Source organism: Bacillus sp. DX3.1, from assembly GCF_030292155.1.
In the GTDB taxonomy this organism is placed as follows: domain Bacteria; phylum Bacillota; class Bacilli; order Bacillales; family Bacillaceae_G; genus Bacillus_A.
Map to the genome: position 1 here is coordinate 139105 of NZ_CP128160.1, position 26511 is coordinate 165615.

General features: G+C 33.7%; 11 protein-coding genes and 16 pseudogenes. 15 read left to right on the top strand and 12 right to left on the bottom strand.

Annotated features, from left to right (window positions below):
• The first annotated feature begins 298 nt into the window (after positions 1-298).
• The gene (locus tag QRE67_RS27900; RefSeq protein ID WP_286125658.1) at positions 299-877 is read left to right on the top strand and encodes a TetR/AcrR family transcriptional regulator; all 579 of its coding nucleotides are present in this window, start codon (positions 299-301) and stop codon (positions 875-877) included.
• A 55-nt stretch (positions 878-932) separates the two neighbouring features.
• Entirely contained in the window at positions 933-1496 is a 564-nt protein-coding gene (locus tag QRE67_RS27905) for a GNAT family N-acetyltransferase (RefSeq protein WP_286125659.1), read from the top strand.
• 463 nt (positions 1497-1959) lie between these two features.
• Here the strand turns inward: QRE67_RS27905 and QRE67_RS27910 are convergent, their stop codons facing one another.
• The 5 genes and pseudogenes from QRE67_RS27910 to QRE67_RS28775 all read right to left on the bottom strand — a co-directional run.
• Positions 1960-2820, bottom strand: a complete 861-nt coding sequence (locus QRE67_RS27910) for a metallophosphoesterase family protein (protein WP_286125668.1) — start codon at positions 2818-2820, stop codon at positions 1960-1962.
• A gap of 273 nt (positions 2821-3093) precedes the next feature.
• Positions 3094-3474, bottom strand: a complete 381-nt coding sequence (locus QRE67_RS27915; protein ID WP_286125660.1) for a DUF6262 family protein — start codon at positions 3472-3474, stop codon at positions 3094-3096.
• Positions 3461-5561 (bottom strand): annotated as a pseudogene (locus QRE67_RS27920) (tyrosine-type recombinase/integrase). Before QRE67_RS27920 ends, QRE67_RS27915 begins: the two are co-directional and overlap by 14 nt.
• 31 nt (positions 5562-5592) lie before the next feature.
• A pseudogene (locus tag QRE67_RS27925) lies at positions 5593-6329 on the bottom strand (tyrosine-type recombinase/integrase).
• A gap of 78 nt (positions 6330-6407) precedes the next feature.
• A pseudogene (locus tag QRE67_RS28775) lies at positions 6408-6713 on the bottom strand (site-specific integrase); the annotation flags it as partial.
• 408 nt (positions 6714-7121) lie between these two features.
• Here QRE67_RS28775 and QRE67_RS27930 point away from each other — a divergent pair.
• The 7 genes and pseudogenes from QRE67_RS27930 (at position 7122) to QRE67_RS27960 (ending at position 12630) form a co-directional block, all read left to right on the top strand.
• Positions 7122-8254 (top strand): annotated as a pseudogene (locus QRE67_RS27930) (aminotransferase class V-fold PLP-dependent enzyme).
• Positions 8255-8702: 448 nt separating this feature from the next.
• Positions 8703-8801 (top strand): annotated as a pseudogene (locus QRE67_RS27935) (IS6 family transposase); the annotation flags it as partial.
• A 338-nt stretch (positions 8802-9139) separates the two neighbouring features.
• Positions 9140-9492, top strand: a pseudogene (locus QRE67_RS27940) (ArsR/SmtB family transcription factor).
• A gap of 1 nt (position 9493) precedes the next feature.
• Positions 9494-9927 (top strand): annotated as a pseudogene (locus QRE67_RS27945) (DNA mismatch repair protein).
• A 143-nt stretch (positions 9928-10070) separates the two neighbouring features.
• Positions 10071-11833 (top strand): annotated as a pseudogene (locus QRE67_RS27950) (SulP family inorganic anion transporter).
• Between the two features lie 81 nt (positions 11834-11914).
• Positions 11915-12154 carry a D-alanine--poly(phosphoribitol) ligase subunit DltC gene (dltC, locus tag QRE67_RS27955; RefSeq protein ID WP_107887640.1) on the top strand — a complete coding sequence of 80 codons (240 nt, stop codon included), beginning with the start codon at positions 11915-11917 and terminating at the stop codon, positions 12152-12154.
• Between the two features lie 134 nt (positions 12155-12288).
• Positions 12289-12630 (top strand): zinc ribbon domain-containing protein YjdM, encoded by a 342-nt coding sequence (locus tag QRE67_RS27960; RefSeq protein ID WP_286125661.1) that lies wholly within the window; start codon positions 12289-12291, stop codon positions 12628-12630.
• Positions 12631-12991: 361 nt separating this feature from the next.
• Here QRE67_RS27960 and QRE67_RS27965 read toward each other — a convergent pair.
• Positions 12992-14420 (bottom strand): annotated as a pseudogene (locus QRE67_RS27965) (IS4 family transposase).
• Positions 14421-14487: 67 nt separating this feature from the next.
• Positions 14488-15737: pseudogene (locus QRE67_RS27970) on the bottom strand (MDR family MFS transporter).
• A gap of 102 nt (positions 15738-15839) precedes the next feature.
• Between QRE67_RS27970 and QRE67_RS27975 the strand changes: the two are divergent.
• A pseudogene (locus QRE67_RS27975) lies at positions 15840-17483 on the top strand (ABC transporter substrate-binding protein).
• Between the two features lie 462 nt (positions 17484-17945).
• Here the strand turns inward: QRE67_RS27975 and QRE67_RS27980 are convergent.
• A pseudogene (locus tag QRE67_RS27980) lies at positions 17946-18373 on the bottom strand (DUF5412 domain-containing protein).
• 452 nt (positions 18374-18825) lie between these two features.
• A complete protein-coding gene (locus tag QRE67_RS27985) occupies positions 18826-19059 on the bottom strand; it encodes a hypothetical protein (RefSeq protein ID WP_286120814.1) in 234 nt (77 codons plus the stop codon).
• Positions 19060-19124: 65 nt separating this feature from the next.
• Between QRE67_RS27985 and QRE67_RS27990 the strand changes: the two genes are divergently transcribed.
• The gene (locus QRE67_RS27990; protein ID WP_286121022.1) at positions 19125-20546 is read left to right on the top strand and encodes an IS4 family transposase; all 1422 of its coding nucleotides are present in this window, start codon (positions 19125-19127) and stop codon (positions 20544-20546) included.
• 146 nt (positions 20547-20692) lie between these two features.
• On the opposite strand, the pseudogene QRE67_RS27995 reads toward QRE67_RS27990, so the two are convergent.
• Together QRE67_RS27995 and QRE67_RS28000 are read right to left on the bottom strand one after the other, a co-directional pair.
• A pseudogene (locus QRE67_RS27995) lies at positions 20693-20983 on the bottom strand (IS6 family transposase); the annotation flags it as partial.
• 58 nt (positions 20984-21041) lie between these two features.
• Positions 21042-21239: pseudogene (locus QRE67_RS28000) on the bottom strand (MerR family DNA-binding transcriptional regulator); the annotation flags it as partial.
• Positions 21240-21372: 133 nt separating this feature from the next.
• Here QRE67_RS28000 and QRE67_RS28005 point away from each other — a divergent pair.
• Positions 21373-22001 (top strand): annotated as a pseudogene (locus QRE67_RS28005) (GNAT family N-acetyltransferase).
• 832 nt (positions 22002-22833) lie between these two features.
• Positions 22834-23447: pseudogene (locus tag QRE67_RS28010) on the top strand (DedA family protein).
• A gap of 23 nt (positions 23448-23470) precedes the next feature.
• Here QRE67_RS28010 and QRE67_RS28015 read toward each other — a convergent pair.
• The gene (locus tag QRE67_RS28015) at positions 23471-24163 is read right to left on the bottom strand and encodes an IS6 family transposase (protein ID WP_286125662.1); all 693 of its coding nucleotides are present in this window, start codon (positions 24161-24163) and stop codon (positions 23471-23473) included.
• A gap of 427 nt (positions 24164-24590) precedes the next feature.
• On the opposite strand from QRE67_RS28015, the gene QRE67_RS28020 reads away from it, so the two are divergent.
• Positions 24591-25121, top strand: a complete 531-nt coding sequence (locus QRE67_RS28020) for a DUF3967 domain-containing protein (protein ID WP_286125663.1) — start codon at positions 24591-24593, stop codon at positions 25119-25121.
• A 309-nt stretch (positions 25122-25430) separates the two neighbouring features.
• A complete protein-coding gene (locus QRE67_RS28025; RefSeq protein ID WP_286125664.1) occupies positions 25431-26309 on the top strand; it encodes an Rpn family recombination-promoting nuclease/putative transposase in 879 nt (292 codons plus the stop codon).
• Positions 26310-26511: the final 202 nt, after the last annotated feature.

Consider the following 26511-nt stretch of genomic DNA (forward strand, 5'->3'; position numbering starts at 1 on the left):
TGCTTGATTCTTTCGCTAACCTTACTGATACAATGTTTACTCGTTTTGCTGATTCCATAACTTATTTCCTCCTCAAATAAAACGTTCTTAAATGTTATAGTGGTCAAATAATTTTATTCAGATTAATAATATATGAAGGTGCGGCGGAAGGAGGCGACGGACCAATCCTTCGACTGGATACAGGTGAGGGCTATAGGGCTTTATACATGTTATTTTTCTGTTAATTATATTGATTTCTGTTCTTTGATTTGCTACGATTACTTACGAACGTTCGTAAGTAAATAAGGAGTGGTATTCAATGAAAAGTGATGAGATTAAACGGGCAGCACTGAAATACTTTACCATTCACGGATATGAAGGGGCTTCTCTTTCGAAAATAGCCGAAGAAGTTGGATTGAAGAAGCAATCCTTATACTCCCATTTCAAAGGCAAAGATGATTTATTTCTTCAGGTTATACGTGATGCCGGTGAGGTTGAGTTGAACACAAAGCTTACGTTCTTTAATAATCATAAAAATGATTCGCCGGAGAAATCATTACATGCATATCTAGTGATGGTTAAAGAACTATTTCAGTTAGACGAGCGCATGAAATTCTGGCTGCGTATCTCCTTCTTTCCGCCCGAACATCTTTATCATGTGATAGTAAATGAAGTCTTTGCCATTGAAGACCAAGTCATGGAGATGCTTGAAGCGAAGTTCGCTGAGTGGATGAAGGAAGAAGAGATCTATAAGGAACAACCCTCTATTCCGGCTAGTGCATTTACTGGGATTGTTGATGCCTTGATGCTGGAGTTACTCTATGATTCAAGTCCAGAGCGAATTAACGAGAAGCTAGAGTCGACTTGGACAGTCTTTTGGCGAGGAATTTCCAAGTAAGAAGAGAGCAAATATTTTCAACAACTATAATGAAATTAATCGAGGTGCTACAATCATGCATTTTATAGAAGTTACTCAACAGAATTTAAAACTGGCCTATACCATTCAAAAGGAAATCTTTTCGGATTCGCCTGATATTCTGCACATCAAAAATTCTATTGATAACAATGATCCGGGCTATGCTTATTGGATTGTGTACGAGAATGAAACTGCCATAGGGATTTCGGGCATTTATACTGTAGAAGCTGACAGAGATTCCGTATGGCTCAGTTGGTACGGTGTTTTGCCTAAATGGCGGAGCAAAGGCTTTGGAAGAAAAATTCTGCTTGAATCCATCGAAAGAGCTACATCACTGAACCAATTCAAATATTTAAGACTATATACATCCGAAAAGTACAATGCGAGTGCATTGGGGGTGTACAATTCTGTTATGGACCTATGCGAGCGGTATGAAAATCCGGATGATGAGACATATGAACGGACTGCTTTGGTCTACTCCTATTCACTAACGGAAGAAAAGGTAACGCCCTGGAACAATAGATATATGGGCATTCGAGAGCTTGAGGAGCTATGCGTAGCAGGTGAGTTGTATTTAAAAGAACACGGATACGAAATATAGCAGGTATCATCCCCTTCAAGTAAAAACTCTAGTTAAACTCAAACAGGGTCGTCCCAGGCAGCTATTTCATGGCTTATGGGGTGGCTTGTGTTTTGTCAAGTGGAATTCCCTGGTCGGATCATCAAAAATCCTTGGTGAATTTCCAGTTGCTACAGTCACTTTTGGCGCATCAGGGTATGCTTCAGGCGGTAGCTCTCTCCTTCAAAGACAATCAATTGTTCCACAAGAAAAACCGAAATCCTAGTTCGTCTTTTTTATAAACGGTTAAACTTTTTCAAAACGGTGCGACTTTTTGAAATTATCAAGACCTAAATTGTAAAAAACCATAAAAATAAAGGGTGATACATATTAGTCATATATAATATGTATCACCCTTTTACTTCTTGCTCAGTAATCACGCCCGATTGTGGAAGATCATAAGTACATGTCTTATTCAATTAATCTGTCGTTAATTGAAAAAGGTTCACTTTATCCCTTTAAATTCCCAATAATTTTTTTCAAAAAAATTAATTATCTCATCTTTATAGTTAAATTTATCATTGAGCTTTTGTAATAACTCAATATCATGGGTATGAGTTTTTCCTGTCTCAAGCATTTCTCGATATAAGTCAATATAAGGAAGTTTATTACTAATAGCGTTTTTTAATTCCTTTTCTACATCATAGGAAATTTTTTTAAATCTCACCTCAGCAATCCCCGTCTCATCAATTTCAAGAATTGCATACTGAGCACGTAGGTCAGACTGTAACTTGTCCCATTTGTAAAAGGGCTGTCCTATAGTTCCTGGGTTAATAATCAATTGATCATTGCTACTATAGCGTAACAATTGGTGATGGGTATGAGCATAAATCGCAATATCATAATCATGCTCAAATAACTGATCAAAATTTTTCTGATTATTAGTGGGCCATAAATCCCCTCCATAATTTTTATTTTGTAAATTATGGCTAATACTGATAGATAGATTATTAACTTGTCTTGTTAGGTGTAATGGTAAATTCTTAATAAGATTAATATAGTTTTCATCCAAATTTTCACACTGATATTGAACTAACCTAGAAACATAGATATCAGAAGCATTATCAAAGTCAATCTCTTTATTCAGTACGTCAAGGAAGCAGTCTTCCCAGTTTCCTTTAACATAAGTAGCAACTTCAATACTATCTAATATTTCAAATAAATCATTTGCCCCAGGCCCAGGCATGATTAAATCCCCTAAAAACCAATATTCAGTGACACCTTCTTTGATCGAATCTTCGATAACTGCTTTTAAAGCACTTGCATTCCCATGGACATCTGCTAGTAAAGCAATCTTATGTTTCATGTCTTTCATTTGCCCTCCCCTAAAATTGACAATATAATCAAAATAGAATGTATATTCTTATTTTATCATTTTATGGTATATTATGAAATTCATTTAACCTGTCTCCTTAGTTTGAGTACAAACCTTTACAATCTCTTTTAAGCTATTACATAGAAAGCTTATTTTTTATAAGGTATTGTTCAACAATCTGGCCCTTTTGTGGAACAAAAATCAATCAGGACTCTTCGACTATGCTTCGGTAGTGAGGAAGAGGAGGGGGAACAACGTTCTCCTTCATAACTTTTTGTAAACATCTGCATAAGCTACTTTCAGCTGTTCTCTAAGTTGCTTGTTTTCTTCCTCCAATTTTTTGTTCTTCCTTTTTAGAGAGGCGAGAAGGGCATCCTTATTGCTTTCGTTCATTTCTCGTTTTACTTGTTTGGGTGTAGGTACTTGTGATTGCTGTTCTCGTAATGTTTCGATCCTGGAACGGAAGTCCTTGTTGTTATAGAGTGTTGCTTTTGATACATTAGCTTCACTGGATACACTGTTAAAGTTTATTTTTTCATTAGCCTTTATAAGCCTTTTAATGGCCTTATCTACCTTCTGATAGGTGTTAGCCTTACGGTTGGCATGAATCGCTTTCAAATGTGCAGAACGATCATATTCGACCATTTTTAACACCTAACTTTCGTTTCATCCGATCTTGTCTACCAAAGATAACATTTCCTTCTTGAAGGGTATTTAAAATATTTTGATAACGCTTTAAATTCGTTTGGTTCTTCTCCGCAATATCTTCACGTCCTCGTTGTTTTGCTATTTCAATTGCCTTTGTGGTTGTTTTAATGTGAAGTTCATACTTTTGTTTATCTAACTCTGAAAAGCCTACTGCTAAGTCTTTACATGGGGTTTGATTATCACCACAAGTTAGACAAGGAGGGGCTTCCATATGAGGGCAATTTCCGTTCAAACGAGCGTGACACGTTCCATAAGGGTTGTCCATTGCATTGAGTTTATGGTCTTGCCATAAGGCATCTAATATGTCTGTTGGAATATCTTCTCCTGCTTTAATTTCTTGCACTTCACCGTTTAAGTCAAAGCTGAATATCCCTTGTTTTATTACCGATTCAAACGCTTGTCTTTTCGTATTATCTAATAACTTCGCATATCTTAGTGTCATTTCGGGCGATGCATGAGCCAGTAACTCTTGTACTGTTAAAATATCCGCACCACCGTTTAACATCTTTACTCCGTAGGTATGTCGGAATTGGTGAGGCTTAAAATGAAATAAGTTCCCATTTTCATCGGTGATGTTCTTTTGTTTTGCTAATATATTTAGTTGATCTTGAAAAAACCTTGATTAAATGGTTTTCCTTTACGTTGACCACGATAGCGAACGAAAATATACCCTTTAGGGTTGTTGTCTTGATTGCTCAATCCTTTGGATATATCAATCAGAACGGCAAGTATATCTGCTAACTCATCGTCAATGGGAATCCGATGCCCTTTAACGTATGTTTTTTCAATATCGGTTTCAATGGAATATTGACCATTGAGTTTGACTAAACAATCCGTAGTTAACCCTAATACATCTGATATTCTTAGACCTGTTTTAAACGCTACCCAAACAATAGGAATAACTTCTTTATGCAAATCATTGATGTAAGTAAATAATTGCTCTAATACATAGTTGGGAATATAGTCAATTTGGTCAATGGATTTTTTATGTATTTTCGGTTTATCATCGGGAAAAATCAATCGTTGTACAGGTGTTTCAGGAGCCATCTCATATTCGTACCGTTGAATTTCTTCAAGGAACTTTTGTATTGTTATAAGTGTTTGACTTACATAACTTTCGGGATGTGAATTACGCCGTTTCAAACTTGTTTTAGCGTATTCATATAAATATTCAAGATATTTTACGATATGTGTACGATTTAAAGCCTTCAAATCCTTCCACGTTGGCTCTAAAGAAAATATAAATGTGAAAAATATTGGGAGAACATTTAGATAATTTTGTGCTGTACTCCATGAAAATCTGTTTCTACTAAGCAATCGTTGTTTTATATATTTTTTATTTGCTCACGAATACCTTTATCAAACTTTGAAAAATTAAGGTAATATTGACTTTTACTTTTGTTGTATTCCACACCATACTTATCATGAAGAATACGAACATCCCATTTGTCTTTTTCAAACTCTTCTCGGTTATCCGTGTATTGAAATAACAAATTATAAATTTGTCTTAAAAAACGTGCTACTATTGTTTTTCCAACCCAATCTTTTTGAATTATCCTTTGTCTAAGCTGCTGAGTAGTAACTCCATTTTCATTCAACCAAAACAAATACTCTCGTTCTACTTTATCAATATCCAAATCTAATAAAGATGATAGTTTAGGATATTTTATGTTTAAGAACTCGGTCATTTGCTTTAATGGGGTTTGATAAGCGATAAAAACACTACTGATTGTCCATAAATCGTTAAAGAGTTGTTGATAATAAACATATTTCACTTCTAAGTTGATTGTAGGGTTGGTGAATCGGAAATAAATATTTTTATTGGCATAGTTATAATTTGATACTAATTCCTCAAACTGTTTGATTTTACTGATAAAATGGATATTCCACTTGTCATTCATTAAAAAATAGGGATTGTTTACTTGTACAACTGTAACTGAACCATCTTCATGTATTGTTTTTTCGGGAAAGGTGGATAATACAGTTTTTAAGTCTTCGTGAAATCCTTGTTCTATCACATGAATTTTTTCGTTTCTTTCATCAAGTAACTCCTTTTCATTCCTTTTTCGATAAATCAAATTCGGACTGTGCTTTTTTCCAATCCTCACGGATTTCTTCTTCTGAAGGATGAAGGTATAAGTTCATTGTTGTTTGAATTTGTGCGTGTCCTAATCGTTCTTGTACCTGCTTAATATCTTTGGTTTTCTGATAGAATATGGTGGCGTGTGTATGGCGAAATAGATGGGGGTGTAGGTTTATCCCTGTTTTCTTCTTCAAACGCTTAAAAGGGATTCTACGTTCCAATATTCCATTGGCTTTCCTACATCTTTTCCCCTTAGTTTTACAAAAGCAAAGTTTGTATCTAAATCTAATTTGTCAATCACTTCATACAAGTAATCATCATATAAATCCATTAAGGATTGTGACACATAAATTTCTCGTTCACCTGTTTTTAACATAGCACCGTTTTCTAATTCCCCTCTATCTACTAAACGAATCCGATGCCCCTTTTGATAATCAAAAATAAAATCCTCCATGAAGAGAGCGAGAGCTTCTCCAATACGTAATCCCGTTTCAAATAACAATTGAATTAAGAACCTATCTCGTATATTAGTAGTTGCTTGTAATACTTGTATTACCTGTTCTTTTGTGAGTGTATCTACTCTTTTGCGTGGTTCTTTTAATTTCAGTATGTTTTTGATTGATGGCTTGTCCTTATTTACATGATGTAAGAAACTTTTGTAACGTGAGAATCCTCCTGTAAATACTTGTTTCATTAACTTTCCCATCATATCGTTTTGTACTTCTTCATTTCGGTAGAGGTAGTCATAGAAGTTTGCTATAACTGTAATTGTAAGATTAATTGTTTTTTCCGTTCGCTTTGCTTTCTCTTGATGAAATGGAGTGACTTTTGAACTTTCATAAGGACTTCTTAACCTCCCCACAAACTCTATTAAATCTTCTAACCTGATATATTTGTAATCTTTGTTAGTTTCTTCTAAGTAGGTGAAAAAATGTTTTAAGGAATAACAATATGTTTTTTGAGTATTAGGGCTTTTTCCTGTCTTATCTAAATACTTTATATATTTCATAACTGGCATTACAGGGAATCCCTCTCGATCCAGTAATATGTATCTCTTGTTGTTATTCTCTATGAGAACTTCTTGTACCCTCATAGCACTCCCCCTAAAATCTATTAATGCTCGGTCTAAAGACCTCACTACGCCTCCCGCTGTGAGCTACATCTCCTACACAAGACAAATATTTGTTCCCTTATATTGTATACATATTAAACTATATTTTTGATATCTAAATAACAAATCTAATATGCATAAGAAAAGAGGATAAATGCTCATATATTGAACATAATATCCTCTTATTAGTTTAGTCTATTTAATTTATAAACAGTTCAACTTTATTTCAAAGTCACATTGGAACAAATATTGGGTTTAAGAAATATTGACAGGCTGCTTTTTGATAAAAAGCGCTTTTTTAATTTTGTTCCGCAATCGGGCCATTTAGTTGAGGAAGGATTTTAAAATTTACACACAGAATTATTTTGTGTGAAGAAAAGGGGGAAAGAATTGAACCATGATTTTTATCGCTCATTATTTCCTATATTAGCTACCCACACACACCTAGCTAGTTGTTCCCAAGGTGCATTAGCAAAGTCTGTTTCAAAAGCTATTGAGGAATATCATAATAGCCTACTTCTGTCAGGGAGTAATTGGAATGAAGCAATAAGTAAAGTGGATGAGACTAGGGTGAAATTTGCTGAACTTATTGGAGCCGAAACAGGTGAGGTTGCTGTATTATGTTCTGTTTCTGATGCTATTTCTGCTATTGCAGCTTCCCTTCCTTATCAGCAAGAGAAAAATAAAATCATGTTTACGGATATAGATTTTCCAACTGTCGGTCATATATGGTTTGCACAAGAACAATTTAAGGATAATGTTTCCGTAATTCGTTCTTCCAATGGGGAAATATCTCTGGAACAATATGAAAAAGAAATAACAACTGATACGCTTATTACATGTATTCCCCATGTGAATTATTACAACGGATATAAACAAAACGTTAGAGAGATTGCTGAGATTGCGCATAGAAAAGGCTCGCTTTTATTCGTCGATGCTTACCAATCAGCAGGACATATTCCGATTGATGTGAAAGAGATGGAGATTGATATATTAGCAACGGGAACTCGTAAATACATGTTAGGTATTCCCGGCGTAGCGTTTTTGTATATAAAAAAGAACTAGCAGAGCAATTGAAACCAAGAGTTACTGGATGGCGTGGACAAGAGCAAGCATCTTCTTTTGACATTTATAATCCTGTTTTTGCAATGGGGGCTCGTCGATTTGAAACAGGTACACCTTCTTTTATAAGTATATATGCGGCTTATGAGGCACTAAAATTGTTACTTGAGGTTGGGATAAGTAATATTGAAACCTATTTAAAAGAGCTAACCCAATTCACCATACATTATGGACAAGAAAAAGGATTGCATCTCATTGGACCACAATCTATTGATAATAGGACGAGTTTGATGTCTTTTCATGTTGAAAATGCATCAAAAGTGGAAGCGATGTTAAGAGATAAAAATATTATTGTTTCTGCAAGAAAAGATGTTATAAGAATTGCCCCTCATTTCTATACCCTTAAAAATGAAATAAAATGTGCAATAGATGAACTTGTAATCTTAAAAAATAGGGGTTAAACAAATATTTACTCCAGAAAGCCTGAATTGCGGACCCACACAATACATAACGATCTTCAGCAAACGGGCGCTTTAATGGAGCAACGAAAAAGCCTAATTTCTCAATTTTAATGAGAAATTGGGCTTTTTATATTTACTTATAGTGCAAAATAGCGCTTAAAATAGGTGCAAAATAACTCCTAAAGTGACACCCTTATTTTACTGGTTCTTAAATTAGGAGTCAAAACTTAGAAGTTATGATTCTTTTTATAAGAATTATAACTTTTAAAAATGTAAAAGAATCCATTATTTAACTTTTTATGTTCTTTTCATTCTAGAAGAACTAAAAAATCCGATTTCTAAAGAATTCAGAAATCAGATTTTTATTGATAAGATTTATTCATAATTATTTGACTGATAATAAAAGTAAGCCTATGATCTATTTTTACACGTATCTCGGCTGAACCCCGAAACTGTTCATGCTTTATATAAAAGAAACCGAAGTCTTGGCTCAGACTTCGGTTTTTCAACGTACAATGAATTACAGCAATTACTCACAATTGCATAAGATTCAGATATACTCAACTTCATCTTTTTATCTCTTAAGAAACTTTGCAACAGAACCGATAAATTATTAAATTTATATTCGTAGCTTCTTATATCATAGTAAATACATACTATGCATTTTATCTTTTAAAATCAACACAAAATAACTCCTAAAGTGACAAATTATAGGGGATGTACCTCTCAATGACCAAAAACGGTCGTTTCTGGTTCTTTTTCAACGTTTCAAAATTTGTATTGAAAATAGTAAGTTATAGAAGTATCATATACATATTCAAACATTTGAAGATGTATATGATGATTTTGGGTTTTTAATTAAAAATAAGTACTAGAGGTGTTTTAATGGGAAATGAAATGCAACAATTTAAAGCTGATTTTTTAAAGCCTTATCACATCCTCTGCGAATAGGTATTCTAGAACTATTGTCAGAGGGTGAAAGAAGTGTAAATGAAATTCAAACCATCCTTAACAAGGAAGGTTCAGCTGTTTCTCAACAATTAAGTGTACTACGTTCAAAAAACATTGTTGTTGGTACTAAAGATGGAAAACGAGTTTTATATTCTCTACGAGACCCTATGATTGTGGATTTACTGGTAGTTGCACGGAAAATTTTTAACAACCATTTAATCGACACGATTTCAATGTTAGAAGAACTAGATGAAACAGAACGTGAAACGATAGTTAAGGAGGGTTAAGTTGAGCATTGAAGTTAAGAAAAAGATATCATTCAACATGGAATGGAAGTATTTCGCTCAATAGGAGCTCATCACGTTTGTAATGTTTGTATTAAAAGTGGAAATTCTTGTTGTTTTTCATGCCAGCATTTACAGGATGGAGTTGGATGTCAAAAGAGAAATACAGCTTGTACAGCTTGGTTATGCGGAATTCAAAGTTTTTTATTTGATCAAATAGGGGTACTGGACGAATGGAATAGTTTCTGGAGTGAAATTCCAGGACAAATGTTTCGTAGAGATAGTACCCCAGATAACGTAAGAATTAAATCGTTTATAGATATGAAAAAGCTAGATAGTCGAGGTGGATTACTTCTAGTAGAAAGGTTAAATTCCTACATACAAGAAGGAGGAGATATAGGTAAATTAGAACGTCATTTAAGCAAAACGTATAACTAATATTAGATTGATGCTCTCTTATAAAGAGATAAAAAGCGTCTGTATAAGAGTATGAGAAATGCATTTGTAACTCAAATTTATCAAAAGAAAATATTCTTTCAGAAGAAGTAAGATATATTAAAAATAGAAAAGAAGGTTTTGTAATGAAAGGGTTATTTACGGGAAGATTTGAAGGATATTCATTGGGACATTTTCAAAAGGATCTTCTTTCAGGAATGATTGTTGGAGTTGTTGCGATTCCGCTTGCTATGTCTTTTGCTATAGCCTCTGGTGTTAAGCCAGAGTATGGGATTTATACAACATGTATTGCCGGGATACTTATTTCGCTATTTGGTGGTTCAAAGTACCAAATTGGAGGGCCTACAGGTGCTTTTGTTCCGATTCTTTTAGGGATTGTAATTACCTATGGATATGAAAATTTACTACTTGCTGGTTTATTAGCTGGAATTATCTTATGCCTTATGGGAATTTTTAAACTAGGATCTTTAATTAAATTTATTCCACGTCCTGTAACAATTGGCTTTACGTCAGGTATTGCCGTCAGTATCTTTACGGGACAAATTGCTAGTTTTTTAGGTTTAACAGGTATAAAAAAGCATGAGGAATTTATAGCGAATCTGAAGGAAATCTTTACTCATATCGGTACTACTAATTCTTACAGTGTCATAATTGCTTTGATTTGCTTTTTTGTTATACTCATAACACCAAAAATTTTTCCAAAAGTACCAGGTTCATTAGTAGGTGTTGTTATTTCAACTTTAATTGCAACTGTATTTTTCTCAGGTCATGTGCCTACTATTGGTACAGCATATGGTACGATTCCAAATACACTTCCTCAGTTTGGTATACCAGAAATCACATTAGAGCGTATAAAACAGTTAATTGGCCCTGCATTTGTTATTGCAATGTTGGGTGGTATTGAATCTCTTTTATCCGCTGTCGTGGCAGATGGTATGACAAATAGTAAACACAACAGTAACAAAGAGCTTATTGGCCAAGGAATTGCCAATATTGTTGCACCGTTATTTGGAGGAATTCCGGCAACTGGAGCAATTGCCCGCACAGCAACCAATATTAAGAGTGGAGCTGTATCTCCGATGTCGGGTGTTATTCATGGGGGATTTGTGTTATTCACGCTTCTATTGTTAGCTCCATATGCTTCACATATTCCGCTTGCTAGCATGGCTCCTATTTTAATGGTAGTAGCTTGGAACATGAGTGAGCAAAAACATTTTGTTCACATACTTAAAATGAAGACAGGAGACTCTCTTGTATTACTGGTAACATTTTTGCTCACTGTATTTACTAGTTTGACAACAGCTGTGGAAATCGGTCTTATTTTAGCTATTATTTTATTTACAAAACGTATGAGTAATATGCTTGTCATATCTAAAGTGCTTCCTGATCATACAAAAAAGAATGAAAAATTGCTACCACATGTGGTAAATAAAGCTCATGATTGCCCACAAATTAGTATTTACACAATAGAAGGTCCATTATTCTTTGGAGCTGCCCAAACATTTGAACAAAATATTTTAGCGACCATTCATTATAAACCCAGAGTTTTAATTTTACGTATGGGAAAAGTTCCTTTTATCGATACAACAGGAGAGTCTTACTTTAGGAATATTGTTCAGCATTTTAAAAAACAAGGTGGCGTACTTCTCATTTCAGGAATTCAATCAGAGCTAAAAGCAACTCTAGATAAGAATGGATTGTACGCTGAGATTGGGGAAGAAAACTTTTTGACCATACCGGGGAAGCAATTAACTGTGCTTTAGAACATTTGAGTACAAAAAAATGTATAGGGTGTAAGCATTTCGCTTTTCATGAATGTACCGGGCTTTCTCAGCAATCCCAGGAAGGGAATACAATAAATAATAAAGCAAACGCATTAGATGTTTAAAAAATTGACTCAACATACAAAGTTTGTTTGATTTCTAAGAAGAAATTCATTATAAATCATGAATATAAAGGAGAATGAACAATGTCTGAATTTAAAGATCAAGTATTAAATATTTTAGAAGAAGTATGTGAAAATGATATCGTAAAAGATAACCCAGATGTGCAATTATTTGAAGAAGGGATTCTAGATTCTTTTGGTACAGTATCCTTATTAGTAGAATTTCAAGAACGTTTAGACATTGAAGTCTCTATTTCTGATTTCGATCGTGATGAATGGGCGACACCAAACATGATTATTAAAAAATTGAAAGATATGCAATAAAATAGATGTTTGAGAAACAAATAAGAAAAACAATTACAACTTAGTAATTGTTTTTCTTACGAAGTTGTAAAAAGGAAATTGAAAATAATGCTTATATATTAGAATGAATGATAACGAGTGGAGGAAATAAAAATATGTCTAATTTACCAAATTGCCCAAAATGTAATTCAGAATACACTTACGAGGATGGGAATCTTTTTGTTTGTCCAGAATGTGCTCATGAGTGGACTTTAGAATCAGAAACTGAAAATAGTGAAGATACAAAGGTAATCAAAGATGCAAATGGAAATGTTTTAAACGATGGTGATTCTGTAACAGTAATTAAAGACCTCAAAGTAAAAGGAACTTCATCAGTCGTAAAAATAGGTACAAAAGTAAAAAGTATCCGTTTAGTTGATGGAGATCATGATATTGATTGCAAAATTGATGGTTTTGGAGCCATGAAATTAAAATCTGAATTTGTTAAAAAGGTATAAATGCGATTTTAATGCAACAGAGTTAATTTGATCTAATTGTTTAAAGCCAATGAATGTACAGCATTTTTAAGGGGGAAATTAAACAACTTTTAAAATAGAAAGACCTCATTCATGATAAGTATCCTTGAATGAGGTCTTTCTATTTTTTTGAAAAATGATGCTGTAAATATACTATGAAACATAAGAAGCGAAATTCCTTAACGTGAGTTTTATGTCATTTTGTTGGCGGGATCCCATCACTATCAAGCTAAGCTTATGCAAAGTCAATTTTAGGCGAGATTATTTCTTTTTCTAAAGGCTACATGTAGGGAGTTTAAAGATTTGCATACGAAATAAACCCTAACAGGTTTCATTTTTTGATTTAAGCCGCTTGATTTTCAGACATGGTACAATTGTAAACGACACCTAATATATCAAAGACCGTTTTTTCTCATATCGATGAGATTTCCGCCCGTTTTGCTGTAGGAGATTGAACAGGCGAAGTAACACCTTTGATAGCTCTTGGCTGTTTTTTTGTATAGTTTGGAATAGAAGAAGAAAATAGTCTTTAATCATATATATGGCTTTATACTCACTAAGCTCTCGTTTTTTCTTCATGAGGAGCAATTGGCGCATTTGAAACATGATAGAAGAACAGAGTAGAATGGCAATCAATTGACCATATAAATGGCACTCCAATCGTTCTGGTTTTATCTTTTTACAATGATGAATTTGAAAGAATGACTTCCACGTTTTAAATAAAATTTCGATTTGCCAACGCAAAGAATACCAGTCATGTACCTGTCCCATCGGGACAATATCTGTAGGGGTGTTTGTCATATATACATTGATACCACTGAGTCGTTTACTACGAGGAGAATACTTCATTCCTTTCTTTTTTTCTCTTACAGCTTGATCTTGTAATCGTTTTTGTTGCTGTTGTTTTGTTAAACGATGAACAATTACACGAGCTGGCACTTTATCAATCATTCCTACATAAGCATCAGCTATTTCACATGTTTGTCCTGGTTGAAGGGAGTTCATTAACGTCTCCATATCTATCTGTATATACTCTGTACCTTTCTTAATTCTTCCATCTTGAAAATAATCAGGGTTAGGATTTTTTGATAAATACGTGTATTCGACTTGATACGAGAGATATAGTAGGCCTCTTTATCTTGTATATATTGAAGGTCTTTTAAATGAGAATAACCTAAATCTCGGATACATAAATCATTCGCTGTCACAGTTGGGGCACACAGAGAGCCGTAAGTGCGATCATGTTGTTTACCTGGACCTGTATGAATATGTAGGAACTGTCCACTTAACAAATCATACTCAAGTTGAATTTTTATCCCAGCTGTATGGCTGCATCCTCCTGCACCTGGATAAACCGATGAAAATACATCCGGGAGTTGAAATGCAGTTGAATCTAAAATACGAATACGCTTGAAAACAGAAGTGTATGGAGAAGAAATCGGCATAGATGCGGCCAATTTTTTGCTTAGTAGTTCGGCTAGTAGGTGTTGTAAAAGTAGGACGGCCGCCTTATTAAACCGTTGATTCAGTCCCTCAGGACTGATGAGTACTTCTGTTGATGCTTCTAAACAGCTAGATAACTGAGTTAAAGAAGTCATAGCTACATTTTGGCTCACCCATACACATAAAGCTACTAAATCTTTTGCTTGGTACTTACTGGTTCGTTGTACAAAACCAACATTTCTAGCAAGATCCCGTAAGGTATTTGGAGATAAAAAACTTTGAATCTCTTGAGCAAATAGTTGTAATTCGTCAGACACAGAAACAGACATAAAAAACGCCATCCTTTCCTACGATTCTATAGAAAGAATAGCGTATTTTTTCATTTAAAGTATTATATTATGATGACATTTTATTCGACCTTTCCTGAGATTGAATATTGGTTCTAACAAACAGTCCAGTGTATAAGAGGAATGTCCCCATTATTGCAATGATACCAATGTAAACGGACATCATCGTAGGAACCAAAAATGCACCAATGATAATAGTCATTCTTGCAGTTAGATCCGCGCCAATATATGCTAGACCTGCAAAAGCTGAATACGATCCTCTTTTATCAGCCGGAATCATATTAGCTTGTTCTGCATTTCTGATTGGGGAGTAGACAAGTTCACCAACAGTGGCAATAAAATTAAAAATAATCAGTACGTACCAAGTGTTTGCAGATGTTACTGTCACATAGCCTACACCATAGAGCACAAGACCTAAAAGTAACGCTTTTTTCCACTTAGACGATCTGTAAATTTATTTACAATAAACGTTAAACATACTACTAAAAGCATATTTTGTATGTTAAGAATACTTAGCATCCTCACTCCTACTATTTCAAAGTTCCCAATGCTTATTGGATTGAATGTTTCTGAAAGTCGTACACCAATATAACTGTTTAAAGAAAACTCTGCCGCAAATATGCAGGTAGACCCTATTACAACTCTTAAAAATGCTCTATCTTGAATAGCAACTTTATAGTTTTGAATTAGATCAAGTACTATATTTCCATGCCTTTTTCTAAGCACTCTTTAACTTCTGCAACTAGCCAAATTTTATAAGCAATCGGTAATGTAGCAGAAACAAAAGTCAGTAATATAAACAACTCTTTTTGGTGATTAATGTATAAAAAACCACCTAATGCTGCACCAATTGCCATAGAAAGATTCATAAGCCAATAGTCAATTGTATAAACAGCCTTTCGATTTTCTGGTGTAGTTGAGTCTATGATGATAGCTTGTATGGATGGGCGCCCAAGACTGCTAGATATTATAAAACCTACATAAGCAATTGCAAATAACCAAATCATCTTATCTGTAGGATATAAGCTTAAAGTCATGAATAAAAACATCAAAGTACTAGAAAAGAAGTTAACAATAAGATTTTCTTTCGTTGAAAGCGATCTGAAATGTAACCTCCAATTAAATTTGAAAAAAACTTAAAATAACCGTTAAGATTAAAAATAACCCGGCCCATACTTTATTTATTTCTTGAGCAAAAAACAATGCCATGAAAGGCATTACTGCTGATGTAACAGCACGATTAAAAAACGATGTAATTAAGCGTACTTTTATATTTTGCTCAAAGTCTTTCCAATTCATCGTATCTCCTCCTTTTGTCTAATGTTATATTAAACTAGACTTATCAAACTAAAAATGGACATATTCAGAAAAACATGTCTACTTATAAAAGGAGATAGGAAAATGGATAAAAATTTACTGAATCTATGGCTATCATTTTCTTCAGGAAATATAAAAATACAAGACCTAGCAGATTTTTTAAATTTAAGTACAAAGCAAACAGTACGTTACTTACATAAATGGATGGATGAAGGTTGGCTGACTTTCACTTCTGGAAAAGGCAGAGGAAATTCCTCCTCTCTTCAATGGTTGAAAAATATAGAACAAATCTATGAGTCACAAGTAATGGAAATTATGGATCAACAGCCTGTTGAAAAAAGCAGTAAATATTTACTATATAATTGGTCTCCAAACAGTAAACTACGCTTGATGACTAAGTTTCATTCAAAATTTGGCTATATACATAATTCGGATGATAAATTAATTATTCCTAGAAGAAAGCCCTTTTTAACAACACAACCGCTCGAGGCTGCCGATGTACATAGTGCACATATTGTCGCGAACGTTTTCAATCGACTTGTTTATATGGATGAAAAGGGGAACATATTCCCTGAAATAGCTCACAGTTGGGATTTAACTCAATCTAAGCTTAGACTATATTTAAAAAAGTCTATAAAATTTCATGATGGATCCATCTTAACAGCGGCTGACGTGAAACTATGTCTCTCAAAACTACGTAGTCATAAATATTATAAAGACTTATGGGCACCCATAGAAAAAATAGAGATTGTATCACCATTAATTATTGATATACATTATCCAGATAGTTGTAGTTATTGTTTACAAATGTTATGCATGATAAATACAAGCATTTATAAAGAAAATAACGGCCAAATCATAGGAACCGGTGGTTTTTATATAGGAGAGAATAACCTGGAGAAAACATCATTGATAGCATTTCATGATTATTTTCAAGAAAGACCTTTGCTAGATACAGTAGAATTCATTCAGGTCCCTCTAGAATTTGATACTATTTATCAATCTTCCAAACACCATAAAAGTAATTCTACCTTTCAAGTAGAAAGGAATTCAGGTTTCGGTGTTATAATTATGAATGCTTGGCGTAATTCGTCAATTCAACACATAGATGTTCGTAATTACTTACATTCTATTATCGCTAACAATATGAATCATATTCATGAATATGATTCTCAAAAATCCCAAATATTAAAAGCTGTTTGAAAGACATAGATCATCAAGTCAATATTCCAAAAGAAAACGTCCCGAATTTAAAGAACCACTTATTATAAAAGCTACTCAGTATACAGAAGCGACAACAAAATGGTTAATGAATATCTTAGAAAAAGAAAATATACCTTTTCAAGTTAAATGGGTTCCATTTGAAAACTATCTTAGGGATGAAAAACTTAATGAACAAGTCGATCTCTTTATTCATGGTGAAGTATTCGAGATGAATCAAGAGATATCATTTTATTATTTTTTAACAGCTAGATATTCACCATTGGCTAAGGTTTTAAAAACAAGTAAATCACTAAAAAACACCTTTCTAAATACAAACATACACATTTTGAGGAGTGGGCTTCATTAAATAAGAATCTTGAAAAAGAACTGATAGAATCCTCTATTATGATTCCCTTATACTATGATACACGTCAAATTCCTTTTTCATCAGATTTAACGAATATTAAGATGAAATATTTTGGATATGTGGATTTTTCTCAACTTTGGATAAGACCTTTAATTTAAAATTCACAAGAAACCTAATCCACTTGTAATAATTATCACCCTATTTAATTTCCCTGATGCCAAAGGTAAAATCGTATTCCACGATTTTACCTTTTTATTATAAATTTTTTAGGAGTACGGATACATCGCTATCAGGTCAACTAAACTAGTATCTTAGAGTCATCAACTTAAACAATAAATAACACCATGTCCATTTTGTTAATATTTTGAAGTACTCACAAAACAAAATTATTATCTCTCCACAGTTATCTATGAGAAGTTAGCTCGTTTTTTCGTTTTGGGGAACCATCGATTTCTAAGCTTGATGACGATGTGGCGAGACTCCTTAATATAACACCAATTATCAGTAGTCGTATCTAGAAACCTAAAAAGTCCATTTAGAAGATCTAAAGGGACTTTTCACTCATATAATCCTATCTATAGTTAAACAAATAAGATTGAATAAATTTAATTTTTCTTGTTTTATCTAATAAATTGTTTAGGCATTTCTTTAACGTGCTTATCATCATCACGCCAATCATAGGTTTCTTTCTGTGAAATATCTAAAGTTTGATCTCCAATTCTAACAATATTTTTATTTACCCATTCAATATATGGATCCGTATCTGGATAGTTCCAATATATATTTTTCTCTGAATCTGTATCAAGGTTAACTAATTCACCCCTAACAGCATCCGCACTTAATGATCCTGCATTATGAAAATAAGTCTTAATGAGATATTTTCCATCTGGAGATTTCACTGTTCGAATTAATTCACCTTTTGGAACACCTTGCAAACTAAAAAAATTCCAATATCCAAATCCAATTATAATTACTAACATAGTAAGTATAGTTATTAATACTTTTCTTTTTGTTTTTTAATTTTACCTTTTGTATTTATAATACTCACTCATTCAACTCCAGTCCATAGAATATAAACCATATTATACCATTAAATAAATGGTATAATATACCCAAAAATAAAAATCCTACCTTAATAGTTTTTATAAAAAGGGCATATTTCACATAATTCTCGTTATCAGTAGTTAATAATGAATAGAATTTTCATTCTGGGGGTACTATCAAATTTTAGCTTGATGGGCATGTGGCGGGATCCCTAATATCCATTCAGTTTGCGGGTGGTATCAGCTAGGCTAGTACTATCCCTACATAAAAAGCTGTATCTAAAAGATCGTTAAAAATGACCTTTTAGATACAGCTTCTTGTTTTAGTTTTATAAGTGGCTCTAAAAAGAAGGAATCGTTGCCGTACCCATCGCCATCAAGTTAAGAAAAACGAGATACCCCCAAATCGAAAAAAATGAGGGTATCTTGTTTTATATATCCAGCTCAATTTCTTTGTTCATACAACAAAACTTGTACCTCTTCCCACTGTTACATGAACAACTCTCATAAATATTTGCTGGCCTTGAGCAATCTTTGATTGCTTTTTTAAATCCGTCACATCTTCGTTGAATTCTAGTCCAACTATGTAGTAAAAATTGTATGCCTCACAAATCGCAGCCACTTTCTCTGCTCTTGCTTTAGACGAAACCTTTACGATGATAGGACGTTCTTTAGAACCTAGTGGATACATGTCTGCTTCCCTCTTTCCTTTTTCTTTCTATTGTATAAAATTTAAGAAAAAGCGGAGGGATATTTATGAAAAAACTATCTAGTTCTCAAGTGTTTCGACTGCTTTCAGAGGAATTACAACGCGTCTTTTCACCACAAGCATTAACAGAGCTTGCCAAACAAACTCAGTTTGTTCAACGTAACAGTAAATTCAGGGCACAAGATTTATCTGCCTTATGTATTGGGATGGGACAAGACATTGCGAGTTATTCTCTGGCTAGACTATGTGGAAATTTGGAATCAGAAACCGGCGTCCTGATGAGTCCAGAAGGACTAAATCTAAGGTTGAATGCACAAGCAGTGGAATTTTTACGCTCTTTATTCTCACAGTTATTACAAAAACAATTGTTATCCATGACATCTCTCTATTCCTCTTTTTCAGCATATTTTCGTCGTATTCGGATTTTAGATGCCACCACGTTTCAAGTCTCGGATCAACTTGCGACGGCTTATCCTGGTTCAGGAGGAAGTGGAAAGGCTTCTGGCGTAAAAATACAGTTAGAATACGATTTGCTGAGTGGGCAATTTTTACATGTTGAAGTGGGGCCAGGTAAACAAAATGATGTGAATTATGGGAAAGAGATTCAACATACTGTTGATTTACAAGATTTATGCATACGAGATTTAGGGTATTTTAGTTTAATTGATTTAGATGCAATCCAACAAAAAGGGGCGTACTATTTATCTCGATTAAAAATGAACACCAAAATATTTCAAAAAAATGAGCATGTTCTTACCTTTAAAAACGGATCCATTAAGAAAAAATATCAATACACAATGATTGACTTAGAAGCCATCATGAATCAGTTACAGCCGGGTGAATGTTATGAAATTCCTGTTGTTTATATCGGTCGGAGTTATGGACTTCCAGCACGAGCCGTGATTTACAGACTAACCCCTGAGCAAGAAGCACAACGTAGAAAAGATCGTGCATACAAAGAGAAAAAGAAGAATATGACTTTTAGCGATCGAACCAAAAAACTGCAAGGAATCAATGTGTACGTTACCAATATTCCATCGGAATATGTCTCAAAAGAAGCCATTCATGAATTCTACTCCCTTCGTTGGCAAATCGAAATCATTTTTAAAACATGGAAATCTATTTTTCATATTCATCACAATACAAATGTAAAAAAGGAACGGTTAGAGTGTCATATCTATGGAAAGTTAATTGCGCTCTTATTATCCTCTACTGTGATGTTTCAAATGAGGCAATTATTACTGGTCAAGAAACAAAAAGAGTTAAGTGAATGGAAAGCCATGTATATGATTCACGATTACTTTCGAACATTATATCGCCATATACAACTTCAATCGATCCAGTTAACAAAAAGTTTTCTTCGCTTGTTCCATTTACTTGATAAAAATGGACGGAAATCGCATCGATATCGAAAGAAAACGGTGTTTGATATTTTAGGTATTGCATACGAACAACATCTATCCAAGTAAGAAATGATATATTTTAAAAAATCTAGCCCGTAAGGGTTATTTATCATGCAGTTTTTTTCGATTTTTTATTTTTTCAGGGAGTAACAAGCAATTTTATAAATATACCTGTATTTATTTCTCGTTAACTTGATGGCGATGTTGCCGTACCCCTCTTTGTCAATGGCACGATATAAATAACACCATTTTCCTTTGACTTTAATATAGGTTTCATCCAAACGCCAAGATAACTGTGCCGTTTTGTTTTTCTTTTTCCAAATCTGATACATCAGATTGCCATATTCATGTACCCAGCGCATAATCGTTGTGGGATGAACTGAAATACCGCGTTCCTTCAGAATTTCAGACACATCACGATAGCTTAGAGAAAAACGAAAATAGTAGCCAACGGCTACTAAAATGATATCTTTCTTAAACTGTTTTCCTTTAAAATATCTCATCTTGTCGTGCTCCTACTCATTTTTTCTAAAATGTAACGTGGTTTAGAGAACTTTGCAACAGAACCCTTGTTTTTAACTCTCTACAGCTTTTTATGATATCTATATGAATAAATTGATCTATAGAATAATATCTATAACCTGTTTTTTCATCAATATATTTTGGGGTAAGAATCCCCATTTTATGATAATATCTTAACGCTTTTATGGTAATGTCCTTTATTTTAGCAACTTCCCCAATAGAAAATAAGTCTTTCACCCTAATCACTTCCTTTATATTTTTTCTTACATTATCGTTGACTCTCCCTTTAGGGAGACCTTACTATAATAATAAGTTATTTACAATAAAATACGAAATTAAAATTTACTTATATAAAAGGGAGTTTGTAAATATGAATAAGGTAATATATAGAAATCTAGTTAAAGAAGATTATGAGTCTATTAAAAAATTGATTGGCGAAGCATTTGGCTTCAATGAAATTATTAAGGATAAAAAATTTTCAGATTCAATATTAAACATCTACCTACAAAGTTGTATTTTAGGAAGTTCGTTTAGCAAAGTAGCAGAAAGAAACAATAAAATTATTGGTGTTATTTTGGGCGATGCAAAAAAGACAAAAATCGTTTAAAGAAAGCTCATAATAATTTAAGCTTTGCCTATACCATGCTTAAAGTGCTCATGGCTAATAAGGAGAATAAAAAATTCATAAAAGAATTCGTAAAGGTTCAAGACACATATAAAGAACTTATACAAGGAAAAGAAGATGAATTTCAAGGTTGTATACAATTATTCATTGTATCGGGGGAATCCAGAAGTCTAGGAGTTGGGAAGGCTCTAATGAATCATTTGTTTAATTATATGAAAAGTATGGATGTGAAGTCTTTATATTTATATACAGATACTAGATGTAACTATGGATTTTATGACAGTCAAAACTTTGAACGTATAAATGAAAAAGAAATTAATTTAGATTCAATGGAAGCAAAACTTAATGTATTTTTATACTGTTATGATTTTTAACTAATAGTAAAAAACCGTATCCCTTATTTGTGATACGGTTCTCCGCTCTTTACTAACTAGAAAATAGTCATCTTGAGCATTATCGTAATCAAACCAATAGGTTATTCGCTTTATATCTTTATGATTAGGTTGAACCTCTATTTTCTTAATTATCGCTCTCAGTAAAGACTTATTCTGCTTATAAAACAAATCATAAATAGGAAAGTTAGGGAAGTGGTTTATCTAGAAAAGCAAATACCTTTCTAGAAAATAAAGCAAAAACTACAATAAATATACCACATGCTAACATACAAAGTTTTCTACACAATGACATAACTAGTTCTCCAGATAGGATCTTTTGCTACTGCCTTACACTACGATTCAGTTACTGCGGTACTGATAATCCAAAAAAGATAATACGTTTTTTGAATTCCCATTACCCTAGCATATTAGCACAAATGGTATTACAGTTGTCTGCACGTTTAACATGTTCATATATTTAGAATTTTCTCACCTGATAATTCATTATTAAATTTCCTTCTCATTGTATATAACCTTATATAAGGTGAAGGTTTTATCAGTAAACATTGCTTTTTTATCACAATTAAAGGGCAGCTGAATTATTAAAAAGATATGGCCTTCCAGCTGTTAAAGCTGCGTATCACTTGGGTTTACGTATGTATCAAAGAGGTGTATCAACTAATCAATTAATTAATGCAATTACAAAGGAGAAAAAATATTATGATTCGGAATTTAAACTACTCAGCATTGAAATGCCGAGATTCCTACGAACACTAGTGTAACCACCGGTTATTGTACGTGATTAAAGCTGTAGAAAAAAGGAGAAAACAACATGGAATGGGTTCATGAATTATTTCAGCAATACGGCTACTATGTAGTACTTGTTGGAACACTGTTAGAATATATTGCATTTCCGTTTCCGGGGAGCCGACGTTAGTGTATGCGGGTTATTTGGCACATATAGGAGAATTACAATTATCAATTTTAATTATCTCATCATTTATGGGAACGAGTATTGGGATGACAATTCAGTACTTTGTAGGAAATAAACTTGGTATGCCTTTTGTACAGAAATATGGAAAATATGTATTTTTAACACAAAGAAAAATTGATTTAACGAGAATGTGGTTTGATAAATATGGATATTTCCTTATCTTTATTGGATTCTTCATCCCAGGCGTACGTCATTTTACGGGATATTTTGCAGGGATTATTAATTTACCGTTCCGCCGCTTTGCCATAACGATCTACTCCGGTGCTCTATTCTGGGTATCTTTCTTCTTAATCGGTGGCTATTGGTTAGGAGGAAACTTACATGATATATTTGGGATGCTTGGACAGCACATTGGGAAAATTATCTTCGGAGTGATTATCATTGTAGCCATTACGTTAGGTATTCGTTTTCGTAAAAAATTAAAGCGTGTGTTTGTACAAAGTATAAGTTAATACGAAATTCATTCTGTTCAAAATCAAAAAGAGTCACTCACTAATAAATTCTGTAATTCGTTATACGCCGAAAAGACGGAGTCTGATTGAAGACTTCGTCTTTGTTTGTATATGGCATGAAGCGTTTCGATTCCTTTTATCGTACGTGTGGCATGACGAAGACCTTGAAATCCTAAGGAATGAGCGAAACGGCGCTTCACGTGTCGATGATCTTGCTCAATGAGATTATTGAGATATTTTGTTGTACGACGAAAGGTATTTTTGTAAAAGTCTATCCTCTTTAATTTTTTAAATGCGCAAATTAAAGAAGGTGCCTTATCTGTAGTCAGAACCGTTGGTTCTCCATAAGTTCGAACCAATCTTTTCATAAAAGAATATGCCGCTTGTGTATCTCTCTTTTTACGCAGTTGAATATCAAGCGTTTGCCCCTCTTTGTCAATGGCACGATATAAATAATACCATTTTCCTTTGACTTTAATATAGGTTTCATCCAAACGCCAAGATAACTGTACCGTTTTGTATTTCTTTTTCAAAATCTGATACATCAGATTGCCATATTCATGTACCCAGCGCATAATCGTTGTGGGATGAACTGAAATACCACGTTCCTTCAGAATTTCAGACACATCACGATAGCTTAGAGAAAAACGACAATAGTAGCCAACGGCTACTAAAATGATATCTTTCTTAAACTGTTTTCCTTTAAAATATCTCATCTTGTCGTGCTCCTACTCATTTTTTCTAAAATGTAACGGGGTTTAGAGAACTTTGCAACAGAACCAGTGAACCTATTTCTTTATTTCCTTATGCAATATTGCATGAAAAACCGTATGAAAAATCTATTATAATTTATCTTGAAGTTCCTAACATGCTTCATCATGTGTGCTAATACCAAATTGGTTATACCCTAACTGGAAACAAACATAGAAAAAGAGATCTGTTTAAAATAAACGGATCTCTTTTTTTAATAAATTTCATATATCACATGGACCATTCGTATAAATTGTATGGAGGCTAGGTTGTACCCATGATACTACTTAAGATAACTAGATTATAAATAAATTGTTTATTTATAGGGGTTTTGGCGAGGACAAGGAATCTCTTTCTAACATCACGAATGCTATAACGCGAGGTGATGGTGATATGGCTATTGAAGCAGGAAGCTCTCAGCTAGTGTATATTAGCAAGGACGTAGCGATGATGCTCAAGGTTCAAGAGTCAACTTTATGGAAGTACTGCATCATGCTAGAGGAAGCCGGATACCCATTCCATAAGAATGAGCATGGCCACAGGGGATTTCTAGATCAAGATGTTATCACGCTGAGACGGTTAATTGAGATTAAATCACATCCTGATATGACATTAAAACAGGCTTGTAACGCAGTAATGATATGGATAAAAGAGAAAGATGTATCAGAGGATGACACAAACGTTATAACAGAAGCCGAACAACATAACGAACGATATAATGAACTGAAAGAAATGATTCAGCAGCAAAACCATTTGCTAGAGAAACTGACACATAAATTAGATGCACAACAGCGATATATTAATGAAAAGTTAGAAAAACGCGATCAGCAGTTAATGAGTGTGATAAGAGAAATACAAGAAGAAAAGAAAATATTATTAGAGACAGCAGCAACAAAGAAGAAACCATGGTGGAAATTATGGTAAATAGCTTTTTCTAAAAAGCTATTTTGTAATGTACCAAATATCTTTTGAACTACCCGTCACATAATTCTCTTATGAGCTGTTTAAAATTGGGGATTGTTTCACGGAAATGGTGAGTAAAGAGGAACTTTCACAAATTCATGTATACGCGAAGGGTTAGAAAGGACAGGTATCAGTTAAGATATACTTTACCAATGCATACGAAAAAATAACCACCCTGAAATACTGTACACACAGAAGAGGGATTTGCATACAAATCGATTTATCTTGTACAATAATACTAAGAAAAGAAACGACAGGGAGAGGAAATCCATGTCCAATAAGTTAGTAAATTTACGAATTGATTTTGCGTTTAAGCAATTATTTGGTACAAAAGGAAGCGAAGATATTCTCACGGGCTTTCTTAATGCCATATTAGAAGAATCTTTAGATGTGCCGATTGTATCTTTACAATTGGAAGACCCACATCTCCACAAAGCATATGAAGACGATAAATTGTCCATTTTAGATTTACTCGCAACCCTTGATAATGGGACACAAATAAATGTAGAGATACAGCTTCGCAATACGCATGATATGATTAAACGTTCCCTCTATTATTGGTCTAAATTATATACTTCTCAAATGCAAGAAGGCATGCCGTATCGTTCGCTTCGAAAAACAATAACCATCAACCTATTAGATTTCAAGTTGTTTTCTAATGAAGAAGCATTTCATACAACAGGGAAACTCTGGAATATAAGGACACATCAAGTGTTGAGTGATGATATGGAAATCCATTTTGTAGAAATCCCAAAGTTAGTTAAACAGTGGCGCGAAGAAAAAGTGAACCCATGGGAAAGTGCATTTGTTCGTTGGATGTTATTATTACCGGCACATGAAGATGAACATTTAACTCAAACACTGGAGGAGATTGCTATGAATCAAGACCCAATCTTACAAAAAGCGATGGATAAATGGGAAAATATGAGTCATGATTCTTCTTTCCGAACAGCTTATGAAGCTCGCGAGAAGTTACTTCTAGATGAACAAGCTAAATTAGCGCATGCTCGTGAAGAAGGTTTAGAAGAAGGTTTGGAAAAAGGAAAAATCCAATTAATTCGTGGTATGCATAAGAATGGTATGCCGTTAGAGGACATTGCGAAATTCACAAGTCTAAGTACAGAAGAAATCCGAAAGATATTATTATAATGATGGAATTATAAAAGCCTTTTATTGTTGAAGGATTCATAGAAAAAGCCATCCCATGAATCCAGTAACTACATCCAAAGAACCGCTCCTGTATCTATTCAGAAGCGGCTCTTTAGTTTTGGTGCAAAAACCCTTTCATACAATCGGACAGTTATGGGATACGAAAACACAACAAATCTTAAGTAATGACATTGAAATTCAT

What these genes read in the sequence shown, in the direction of transcription:
- QRE67_RS27915 (WP_286125660.1), bottom strand. Translation starts at nt 3,474, where the DNA reads ATGGTCGAATATGATCGTTCTGCACATTTGAAAGCGATTCATGCCAAC.
- dltC (WP_107887640.1), top strand. Translation starts at nt 11,915, where the DNA reads ATGTCTGAATTTAAAGATCAAGTATTAAATATTTTAGAAGAAGTATGT.
- QRE67_RS27900 (WP_286125658.1), top strand. Translation starts at nt 299, where the DNA reads ATGAAAAGTGATGAGATTAAACGGGCAGCACTGAAATACTTTACCATT.
- QRE67_RS28025 (WP_286125664.1), top strand. Translation starts at nt 25,431, where the DNA reads ATGTCCAATAAGTTAGTAAATTTACGAATTGATTTTGCGTTTAAGCAA.
- QRE67_RS27960 (WP_286125661.1), top strand. Translation starts at nt 12,289, where the DNA reads ATGTCTAATTTACCAAATTGCCCAAAATGTAATTCAGAATACACTTAC.
- QRE67_RS27990 (WP_286121022.1), top strand. Translation starts at nt 19,125, where the DNA reads ATGAAAAAACTATCTAGTTCTCAAGTGTTTCGACTGCTTTCAGAGGAA.
- QRE67_RS27985 (WP_286120814.1), bottom strand. Translation starts at nt 19,059, where the DNA reads ATGTATCCACTAGGTTCTAAAGAACGTCCTATCATCGTAAAGGTTTCG.
- QRE67_RS27905 (WP_286125659.1), top strand. Translation starts at nt 933, where the DNA reads ATGCATTTTATAGAAGTTACTCAACAGAATTTAAAACTGGCCTATACC.
- QRE67_RS28020 (WP_286125663.1), top strand. Translation starts at nt 24,591, where the DNA reads ATGGCTATTGAAGCAGGAAGCTCTCAGCTAGTGTATATTAGCAAGGAC.
- QRE67_RS27910 (WP_286125668.1), bottom strand. Translation starts at nt 2,820, where the DNA reads ATGAAACATAAGATTGCTTTACTAGCAGATGTCCATGGGAATGCAAGT.
- QRE67_RS28015 (WP_286125662.1), bottom strand. Translation starts at nt 24,163, where the DNA reads ATGAGATATTTTAAAGGAAAACAGTTTAAGAAAGATATCATTTTAGTA.